This window comes from Vibrio hangzhouensis (genome assembly GCF_900107935.1).
In the GTDB taxonomy this organism is placed as follows: Bacteria; Pseudomonadota; Gammaproteobacteria; order Enterobacterales; family Vibrionaceae; genus Vibrio; species Vibrio hangzhouensis.
Map to the genome: position 1 here is coordinate 43,246 of NZ_FNVG01000027.1, position 8,825 is coordinate 52,070.

At 50.3% G+C, this 8,825-nt stretch carries 10 protein-coding genes; all 10 read left to right on the forward strand.

The features are described 5' to 3' along the window. Window positions 1-5: 5 nt before the first annotated feature. The 10 genes from C4S60_RS19925 (at window position 6) to C4S60_RS19970 (ending at window position 8,700) form a co-directional block, all read left to right on the forward strand. Window positions 6-737 (forward strand): flagellar basal body rod protein FlgF, encoded by a 732-nt coding sequence (locus tag C4S60_RS19925; protein WP_103881407.1) that lies wholly within the window; start codon window positions 6-8, stop codon window positions 735-737. A 22-nt stretch (window positions 738-759) separates the two neighbouring features. Next, window positions 760-1,545 carry a flagellar basal-body rod protein FlgG gene (flgG, locus tag C4S60_RS19930; RefSeq protein ID WP_103881406.1) on the forward strand — a complete coding sequence of 262 codons (786 nt, stop codon included), beginning with the start codon at window positions 760-762 and terminating at the stop codon, window positions 1,543-1,545. A 45-nt stretch (window positions 1,546-1,590) separates the two neighbouring features. Further along, on the forward strand, window positions 1,591-2,265 hold the full coding sequence (flgH, locus tag C4S60_RS19935) for a flagellar basal body L-ring protein FlgH (RefSeq protein ID WP_103881405.1): 675 nt from the start codon (window positions 1,591-1,593) through the stop codon (window positions 2,263-2,265). Beyond that, window positions 2,265-3,386, forward strand: a complete 1,122-nt coding sequence (locus C4S60_RS19940; RefSeq protein WP_167390990.1) for a flagellar basal body P-ring protein FlgI — start codon at window positions 2,265-2,267, stop codon at window positions 3,384-3,386. The genes flgH and C4S60_RS19940 overlap by 1 nt, the downstream gene beginning before the upstream one ends. 9 nt (window positions 3,387-3,395) lie before the next feature. Continuing rightward, window positions 3,396-3,950 carry a rod-binding protein gene (locus C4S60_RS19945; RefSeq protein ID WP_103881403.1) on the forward strand — a complete coding sequence of 185 codons (555 nt, stop codon included), beginning with the start codon at window positions 3,396-3,398 and terminating at the stop codon, window positions 3,948-3,950. 5 nt (window positions 3,951-3,955) lie between these two features. Further along, entirely contained in the window at window positions 3,956-5,329 is a 1,374-nt protein-coding gene (gene flgK / locus C4S60_RS19950; protein WP_103881402.1) for a flagellar hook-associated protein FlgK, read from the forward strand. Window positions 5,330-5,338: 9 nt separating this feature from the next. Further along, window positions 5,339-6,238, forward strand: coding sequence for a flagellar hook-associated protein FlgL (gene flgL / locus C4S60_RS19955; RefSeq protein ID WP_103881401.1), 900 nt, complete (start codon window positions 5,339-5,341; stop codon window positions 6,236-6,238). Between the two features lie 32 nt (window positions 6,239-6,270). Beyond that, window positions 6,271-7,305, forward strand: a complete 1,035-nt coding sequence (locus tag C4S60_RS19960) for a flagellin (protein WP_103881400.1) — start codon at window positions 6,271-6,273, stop codon at window positions 7,303-7,305. A gap of 275 nt (window positions 7,306-7,580) precedes the next feature. After that, window positions 7,581-7,883: a hypothetical protein gene (locus tag C4S60_RS19965; RefSeq protein ID WP_103881399.1), complete on the forward strand. Its 303-nt coding sequence runs from the start codon at window positions 7,581-7,583 to the stop codon at window positions 7,881-7,883. Window positions 7,884-7,905: 22 nt separating this feature from the next. Further along, window positions 7,906-8,700 (forward strand): hypothetical protein, encoded by a 795-nt coding sequence (locus C4S60_RS19970; protein ID WP_103881398.1) that lies wholly within the window; start codon window positions 7,906-7,908, stop codon window positions 8,698-8,700. Window positions 8,701-8,825 lie beyond the last annotated feature (125 nt).

The following is an 8,825-nucleotide window of genomic DNA, read 5'->3' on the forward strand; positions in this document are numbered from 1 at the left end:
AGCGCATGGATAGCTTGTTATTCACAGCCACAACCGGAGCGAGTCGCGTACTCAAGGCGCAGCACGTTCGCTCCAATAACTTATCGAATGCCGATACGGCCGGTTTTCGCGCCGATATGGAACGCGTGAAAAGCATTCCGCTGCAAGGTTCAGGCTTTGATGGACGCACCATGGTTGTCACCAACTCTGCTGCGACGCGCTTTGATTCTGGCGATGTAGTGAAAACGGGTCGGGCACTGGATATCGCCATTATGGGTGAAGGTTACATCAGTGTTCAGACACCTGCAGGCAACGAAGCCTATACCCGTGCCGGTAATATCAAAGTGAATGAACTGGGTGCGATGAGTATCAATGGTTTCCCTGTCATCGGTGATAACGGTCCGATGGTTCTACCGGAATTCCAGAAGGTAGAAATCAGTGAGCGTGGCCGGGTCAGCGTTATTCCACCGGGAGGCGGCGCGGAAGTGGAAGTCGGCACTCTGAAGCTGGTAAAGCCGGAGAGAAATCAACTGCAAAAAGAGAGTGACAGTTTGCTGCACAGCCTTGATGGCCAGCCTTTTGCTGCGGATGCCACCGTAAATCTGGCTCCTGAGCACATTGAAGGCAGTAACGTGTCAGCCATTGATGAATTGCTCAGTGTGATGTCACTTACCCGCAACTTTGAGATGCAAATCCGCATGATGAAAACAGCGGAAACACTTGCGCAATCTGGAAACAAATTAATGAGCGCGAGTTAATCTCGCGCGCAAAGGAGTAATCATGCATTCAGCATTATGGGTCAGTAAAACAGGGATGGCCGCCCAAGATACCAAGATGACGGCGATCTCAAACAACCTGGCAAACGTGAATACGGTAGGCTTCAAGCGCGACCGTGTGGTGTTTGAAGATCTGTTTTACAGCATTCAGCGCCAGCCAGGTGCTCAGGTAGATCAGGTCAACCAATTGCCAACGGGCATGCAGTTGGGTAGCGGTGTACGTGTGGTGGGCACTCAGAAAGTGTTCACTCAGGGTAGCGCGCAAAATACCGGGCAAGAGCTGGATTTAGCCGTGATGGGGCAAGGCTTTTTCCAGATTGAAAACTCTGACGGTCAGATCATGTATACCCGAAATGGTCAGTTTCATGTCAACTCCGAAGGTCTGATGGTGAATAGCCAGGGTCTGCCATTGGAGCCGCAAATTCAGATTCCGGACAATGCGTTAACCCTGTCGGTCGGTGTCGATGGCACGGTGACCACCACCACAGCAGACGGGCCGGCGCCGCAGAATCTTGGGCAAATCACCCTGGCGAAATTCGTTAACCCAGCGGGTCTTGAAGCCATCGGAGGCAACCTGTTCAAAGAAACTGAAGCCAGTGGTCAGGCTGAAGAACTGATTGCCGGCGAAGAGGGGGCTGGGAGCATCAAGCAAGGGGCTCTGGAAGGCTCGAACGTACAAGTGGTAGAAGAGATGGTGGATATGATCACCACTCAACGTGCTTACGAAATGAATGCCAAAGTAGTTTCAGCGGCTGATGACATGCTCAAGTTCGTTGCACAATCAATCTAACCATCAACAGCAGTACTGGGAGTTAACGTGAAAGGAAATAGTGGCATGAAATGGCTTTCTCGATGGTGGATGGTAATAGGGTTACTGGTGTTGACCGGATGTGCAGCTCGTCCCGAGTTTGTACCGCCTGAGCCGGATGAGCAGAAGTATGCACCACCAGAGCTGAATTATGCGTTACCGGAGGCCACGGGGGGCAGTCTGTATCGCCACCAGTATAACCTCACGTTATTCCAGGATCGCCGTGCGTACCGTATCGGTGATGTGCTGACTGTTTTGCTGGTGGAAGAAACGCAGTCGAGTAAAAAAGCTGACACCAAGTTTGGCAAGTCTTCCAATGTCGATTTCAGCGCCGCAACCATTGGTGGTACTACGCTGAATGAAACTGCCGTGGGTTTGAATGGTTCACGCGCCTTTGATGGCAGTGCTGCCAGTTCGCAGGGCAATAAACTGGAAGGCGCCATTACGGTGACGGTACATGAAGTGCTGCCCAACGGAGTGCTGCGTATCAGCGGCGAAAAATGGATTCGTCTCAATCAGGGCGATGAATTTATTCGTGTAACAGGCATCGTCCGTGTCGATGATGTCGATCGTTACAACCAGGTTTACTCGCACCGAATCGGTGATGCCCGTATTACCTACTCTGGCCGTGGTGCTCTGGCAGACAGTAACTCTGCTGGCTGGCTCACTCAATTCTTCACCAGCCCATGGATGCCGTTCTAATGACAAAACAACGCTATTTTTTCACGTCGATTTTTCTGGCTTTTGCATTGGGCATGATGCCCGTCGCGAAAGCGGAAGTGGAAATTCCCATTATGGATTTGGTCGATGTTCAGGGGGTTCGTAGTAACCAGTTAGTGGGCTATGGACTGGTCGTGGGCCTTGATGGTCAAGGGGACCGAAATCAGGTGAAGTTCACCGCTCAGTCCATCACCAATATGCTACGCCAATTCGGGGTGCAGATTGGTGACGATGCCAATCCTAAGTTGCGTAATGTGGCTTCTGTGAGTGTTACCGCTACCGTCGATCCTATGGCAGGCCCGGGGCAAATGCTGGATGTTGTGGTGTCCTCTATCGGTGACGCCAAAAGTCTTAGAGGCGGCACGCTGTTGCTTACTCCGTTGCGCGGCGTGGATGGCGAGGTGTATGCCGTAGCTCAGGGCAACGTCGTGGTTGGTGGTGTATCAGCGGAAGGGCGCAGTGGCTCTAAGGTCGCGGTAAACACCCCAACAGCGGGGCGTGTACCGAACGGTGCGACACTGGAGCGTGAGATCCCGTCGGATTTCAACTCGCGTTCGCAGATCACTCTGAACCTGCGCAAGGCCAGCTTCACCACGGCGAAGAACATTGCCCGGGAGATCAACAGTACCTTTGGTCCGGATGTGGCGATTGCCGTCAATAAAGTGCGCGTGGACATGCGCGCGCCTAAAGACAGTCAGCAACGAGTGACCATGATGTCCATGCTGGAAGAGATGAGTGTGGTTGAAGGGCGCAAACCTGCGCGTATTGTCTTCAACTCGCGCACAGGAACTGTGGTGGTCGGTAAGAACGTCAAAGTGACCGAGGCTGCAGTGAGCCACGGAAACCTGACCGTTTCGATAACCGAATCGCAGAAAGTGAGTCAGCCTAATGCCTTTGCTGATGGTGATACTGTGGTGGTGGATCAATCGAAGATAAACATCAACGAAGATCAGGCACAGATGGTGATTTGGCCGGAAGGAACCGAACTCAATACCATCGTCAATGCTGTCAACAGTTTGGGCGCAACTCCGACGGATTTGATGTCTATTTTGCAAGCGCTGCATGAGGCCGGTGCCCTCAATGCTGAACTGGTCGTGATTTAGGAGCTGAGTATGAATATAGATGCGATGAACGACACTACGCAGATGAACAGCGTGCTTTATCACGACAACGCGGCTCTGACCAATATCAAACACAGCAGCGACCAACAGGGGGCTCTGCAAGAGGTGGCGGGACAGTTCGAAGCCATGTTTCTGCAAATGGTGCTAAGACAAATGCGCAGCAGTAGCGATGTGCTGGCCGATGAAGACAGTCCGTTTTCCTCTCAGCAGCATGGGGTATTCCGTGATATGCATGATGGTCAGTTAGCGATTGAAATGGCCAAGAAACAGAGCTCAGGCATTGCGGATATGTTGGTTAAACAGCTCGGCCCGGCTCAGTCAACCTCGTCTAATCTTGAAGTGCAGTTCGACCCGGCGATAACAAACGTGATGCAACCTGCCAACGATATGGAACCATTGTCACAAGTTGGTACGCAAGCGATCGCGGAACCCCTTGAGTCAGTTAATTCCCAGACACAGTCGGTCGCCTTTTATAGGCAATCCCCTAAAGAAGTCGCCACTACCATGGCATTTTCCCAGTCTCTGATTAGAACAACGGAGCTCTAGTTATCATGAATCTCGTCAATATTGCGCTCTCTGGCCTGAATGCGAACCGGGTGGCACTGGATGTCACTGCGCAGAACGTTGCCAACATCAATACTCCGGGTTACAGCCGACAGCAAGCTATGATGGCTTCGTTATCGGGGGGGAAATACGACAAACACAGTGCGGGTATGGGGGTCGAGGTGACCAGCATTCGCCGCGTGACCGATCAATATCTGGTGAAGCAGACCTGGTCAACCGCCAGTGCTGCCAATTACGCGTCCGGGTACACCAGTGCCATGAGCCAGTTAGAAAACATGCTGGGGGCAGACGGATTCAGTCTGTCGGCAGGTTTGGATTCGCTGTTTGCGTCTCTCAATGATGCGACCACTAAACCAGAGTCGAACCCATTACGCCAGCAGGTGATTAATGAATCAGAAGCCTTGGCTCGCCGCTTCAATACTCTAACTGAATCTTTGCACAACCAGCACAAAGACGTGCATGACCAACGCAATGCCGCTATTGCTCAGGCCAACAGCCTGATGAGCAATATTGCTGATGTGAATAAGCAGATAGTGGAGATGCAGGGGACTGGTGGCAATCCAGCACAACTGATGGATACCCGCGATGCACTCGTCGGTGAGCTGTCAAAAATCATGGAAGTGAAAACCACCGATCAGGCAGATGGCAGCATTCAGTTGGCGCTTGTATCGGGTCAACCACTGGTGATGGGGGCGGATGCCAGTAAGATCACAGCGGTACCCGATCCAAGCGACCCATATTTAGCCGACATCCAAATCGAATTTGGTAATCAAACTTTTGCTGCCAAAGGGGATGTGGGAGGCAAGCTAGGTGCTCTCAATGACTATCAGGTAGATGTGCTTAAGCCTTATCAGCAGGCCATCGACGATATGGCTCGTAACTTAGCGGACGAGTTCAATGCTGTACTTGCGGCTGGTGTGGATCTGAATGGTAATCCGGGGCCGCCCCTGTTTACTTATGACCCTGCCAACCCAGCAGCCAGTCTCAACATCACCGATATCAAAGCGGATGAACTGGCTTTCTCTGCGGATGGTAACCCGGGTAACAGTGATAATTTGAAAGATCTGATCGCTATCAGTAACAAACCGGTTGCTATTTCAGGGCTTGGTTCGTTGTCTCTTAATGATGCATTTACTGCGATGGTCGGTCAAACGGCGATCAAAGCCAGACAGGCAGATTCGGACTATCAGGCCAAACAGTCGATGTTTGAGCAATCGGTCGCCGCACGCGACAACGTCAGCGCGGTAAGCAGTGATGAAGAAGCCGCTAACCTGATGACGTTTGCCAATGCACATAATGCCAACATGAAAGTCATTAGCACTGCCAACCAACTGTTCGATTCTGTGTTGCAGCTATTTTAAGGAGTTAGTATGAGAGTCAGTGATACTCAATTTAGCCAGATGATGCTGCAAAGTTTGCAGCTCAATAATGCCGGTCTGGGCAAGGTGCTGCAACAGATGGCCACCGGGGATCGATTAACCAAGTTGTCTGATGACCCAATGGCCTCGATTCAATTGCTTAACCTGGATCGCGAAGGCAGTGCTATCAATCAGTATCAGCGCAATATTGCTAATGTGAAAACCACGTTATCAAGCCAGGAGACCTATCTTGACTCAGTGAATGAGGGCCTGAAAAGCATGCGTGAGCTGGTGTTGTGGGGTGCCAATGGTACGATTAGTGATGATGACCGTGCGGTCATGGTGACTGAGTTAGAAAGCCTGAGGGATTCCGTTGCCGCTGCGTTTAATGCTCAGGATGAAGAAGGTCATTACCTGTTCTCTGGCACTAAGACAGATACCGCTGCGGTGTCTAATGCAGGCGGCAGTTACGTGATTGAGGGTAATAATGATAAGCGTGTAGTGACTGTCGCCAAAGGGGTGACGATGGAGTCGAATATGACGGCTCAGGATATTCTGGATCTGGGCGGCGGTAATAACGTCCTCAATCAGATTGATGCGCTTATTGTTGAATTTAAGAACCCGAGTCCAAATTTTCAAAACGAAGTTGCAGCCAGCCTGGATGCCATTGATGATACGCTGGGCAACGTACTGGGTGCGATGACCGAGATTGGTGGCCGTCATAATAACCTTGATCTCATGGACGGCGCTCATGGTGAAAATAAGCTGTTTGTAGATAAGGTGACCAGTGACATTTCCGCTCTGGACTATGGCGAGGCATCGGTGCGCTTAAGTAATTATATGGCTGCCCTGCAGGCAACTCAGGCCAGCTATGTGAAAATCAACGATTTATCTCTTTTTGACCGTATTTAGGTCGACCAATTTGAGCAACAAGGAAAGGTGTTATGGCAGTTAGTACGGTTGAAGTCAGACCGCATAGTATTAAGCTGACGGGGCAGGAGGCGGCAACTATTGCTCCGTCTCAGGCTTCGGATACCAGCAGTTCGCTGTCCAAACGCCTTTTAAGACCTCAGGCAGACATCACGTCTGCCTACTCATTATCGGGGGTGTTACTGACTCAGGGTCAGCAGCACGCGACGTCGGTGCAAATTGCCACCAAAGCACTGCAAGGGGTCGGTAAAGAGCTGACGCAGGTGAAACGGCAGTTGACCCATTCGCTCTCACACGGGGTCACCAGTGCCACGTCAGATGCGCTCACCCGCTCGAAAACCACCATTGACGCAACGCTGAACCAGGCCCGGTTTGATGGTAAGCGTGTAGTTGATAATGAACTGCAACTCAAACTCGACAGCGCGGATGTGAGGCGATTTTCTATCCCCGGACTGAACGTGCACCGCATGAGTGAAAGAGCGGAGCAGGTGCGTCTGGACTTTCCTGGTGGCGGTTCCGTAGTGCTGCAATTTGACGGCCAGTCGGATGGTGTCCGTACAGTAAAGCAGCTCGATCGCAGTCTGATCCCAATGGGGATGCGAGCCTCATTATCCCACGACGGCAGTATTTTGTTTGAGGTTCACGAGTCAGCCTACGCTGCGATGAAGCAACAGGTCAATGTCACAGGGCAGGGCCACCGTTTTCCAGCCGGTCAGGCTAATACCTTTAACATTCAGGCAGAACCGGATGGCACGGCCGAACTTAAGTTTGACTTAGGCTCTCGTGACGGTATCAAACAATCTATTGCCAAGGTCAATCAGCACCTGCAGCAAGCTCAGATCAGTCTGAACGAAGCTAGACAGTTTCAGTCACAACTGAACACGCAGATGACGCGCATCCAAAGTCAGTCTAATGTCCCTTCTGCTGAACAAGTCAGTGAGCAACTGACCCAGTTTAATCGCCTTTCTCAAGATTTCACCACCACCTTCAAAGCGCTGAATGCCCAGGCGAACGTTCGCCGCCATACGGTTGTTGCCTTGCTGAAATAGCTCTTCGGAGCTGTTTCCAGTTATTACCCCCCTCAAGTTACTCCCAGATTTGTTACCAAGTGTAGCGGTTGCGTCGCGCGTTCATTTGGAAAACTGCCGCTGTATGTCATATTAATAATTACCATGAATGAATAATATATTTATATAAATCAGGTGTTTACATTGTGTTAAATAGATTGAGTTGCATCACGGGAATGATATTTCGATCAGAAATGTATGAATGTCTTTGATATGAAAGTTTTTGCATTAAAGGCGATGCATATATAAGGAACATTATGAAATATCTACTTCTATCCAGCGCTATCTTACTGTTAGCTGGTTGTGGTGGGGGAGACAGTGAAGACTCAGGGAGTGGAACGGTCTTTAAAACTGTTGATGAACTTAAGCAGAGTGCAACACTAGTGGTTGACCAAGATGGCAAGGAGTACAGCCAGATCGAAGTGTCCGAGTCTGAGGACGTGGTGATCGAGGTATCCACCAATAATGGTCAACAAGGGGTCTTTGCTTTAGTTTCAAATAGCGACAGTGACTTACCCGCCGAAAAGCTGGTTGTCTCTGGCAAACTCACCATCAAATAACAATAAATATATGGATGTAACAATGAATAAAAAACTAGTAGTGGTCGCACTGTCATCAGTGTTAGGTGTTTCCTCGGCTTTTGCAGCGGGCAACGCGATTCTGAATGTGGAAGGCGAAATTCAAATTAACGGTCAAACCGTGATTGATAATAGCGGTAATTTTGTCGGGCTGGAATTTGCCCAGCAGAATCAGGTTACGATCTCAGATTATTATCTGTCTCGCGACGGGGTTTATACTTTTGTGAGTGACAACGGTTGGAAAGATGTCTATACCGTTTCCGGTAATAGTGAATCATTCGTATCGTACTACGCGGACCCGCAAAGTGGTGAATACGTTATAGTTGCAGAGGGCGCCTGGCTAGATAATGGTGACGGGACTTATACCACTACGTGGCAAGATTACCCTTCTGACAATGTAGAGTACAGCAGCACTATCAGAGAAACAGAGCTAACACAGCCAGCCGCAAGCTATCAAATCGGCAGCCTGTTGGTTAAAGCGTTTGAATCAGAGGTAATTGATTCTTCCTACAGCGAAGAGGTTGGTAATACGGATGTTTATACCAGTGAATATGCGTACGGCGGCAAAATGGCGTCATTTACCCTTGAAGATGGTACACAAATTTCTGACTGTCTCGTGGGTGCCAATGCGGAAATCCGCTGTAAGGAATTTGGTACGGTGGTTTACGACGACAGCTATGTGCTCGAAAGCTTCCAGCCTCTTACTGGGGCTCAGGTAGCGACCCAGTCAACGTCAACTTCTGCAAAACGTGACCGTTCTGCAACGCTTAAATTCTTCTCCAAGCTAAAGCAAAAATAGCACTGAAATGAGCAGGCCAGGCCTGCTCTTTTTTATTCGTTTTCGTCAGTTCAAAGGCTCATTGAGCTTGATGCCGCAGGCCGATACGTAGTTTTCTAGCACCTAGCACCTAGCACCTAGCACCT

Coding starts and splice junctions, on each gene's coding strand:
- flgH (WP_103881405.1), top strand. CDS start 1,591: ATGAAATGGCTTTCTCGATGGTGGATGGTAATAGGGTTACTGGTGTTG.
- flgL (WP_103881401.1), top strand. CDS start 5,339: ATGAGAGTCAGTGATACTCAATTTAGCCAGATGATGCTGCAAAGTTTG.
- C4S60_RS19925 (WP_103881407.1), top strand. CDS start 6: ATGGATAGCTTGTTATTCACAGCCACAACCGGAGCGAGTCGCGTACTC.
- C4S60_RS19960 (WP_103881400.1), top strand. CDS start 6,271: ATGGCAGTTAGTACGGTTGAAGTCAGACCGCATAGTATTAAGCTGACG.
- C4S60_RS19965 (WP_103881399.1), top strand. CDS start 7,581: ATGAAATATCTACTTCTATCCAGCGCTATCTTACTGTTAGCTGGTTGT.
- flgK (WP_103881402.1), top strand. CDS start 3,956: ATGAATCTCGTCAATATTGCGCTCTCTGGCCTGAATGCGAACCGGGTG.
- C4S60_RS19945 (WP_103881403.1), top strand. CDS start 3,396: ATGAATATAGATGCGATGAACGACACTACGCAGATGAACAGCGTGCTT.
- C4S60_RS19940 (WP_167390990.1), top strand. CDS start 2,265: ATGACAAAACAACGCTATTTTTTCACGTCGATTTTTCTGGCTTTTGCA.
- C4S60_RS19970 (WP_103881398.1), top strand. CDS start 7,906: ATGAATAAAAAACTAGTAGTGGTCGCACTGTCATCAGTGTTAGGTGTT.
- flgG (WP_103881406.1), top strand. CDS start 760: ATGCATTCAGCATTATGGGTCAGTAAAACAGGGATGGCCGCCCAAGAT.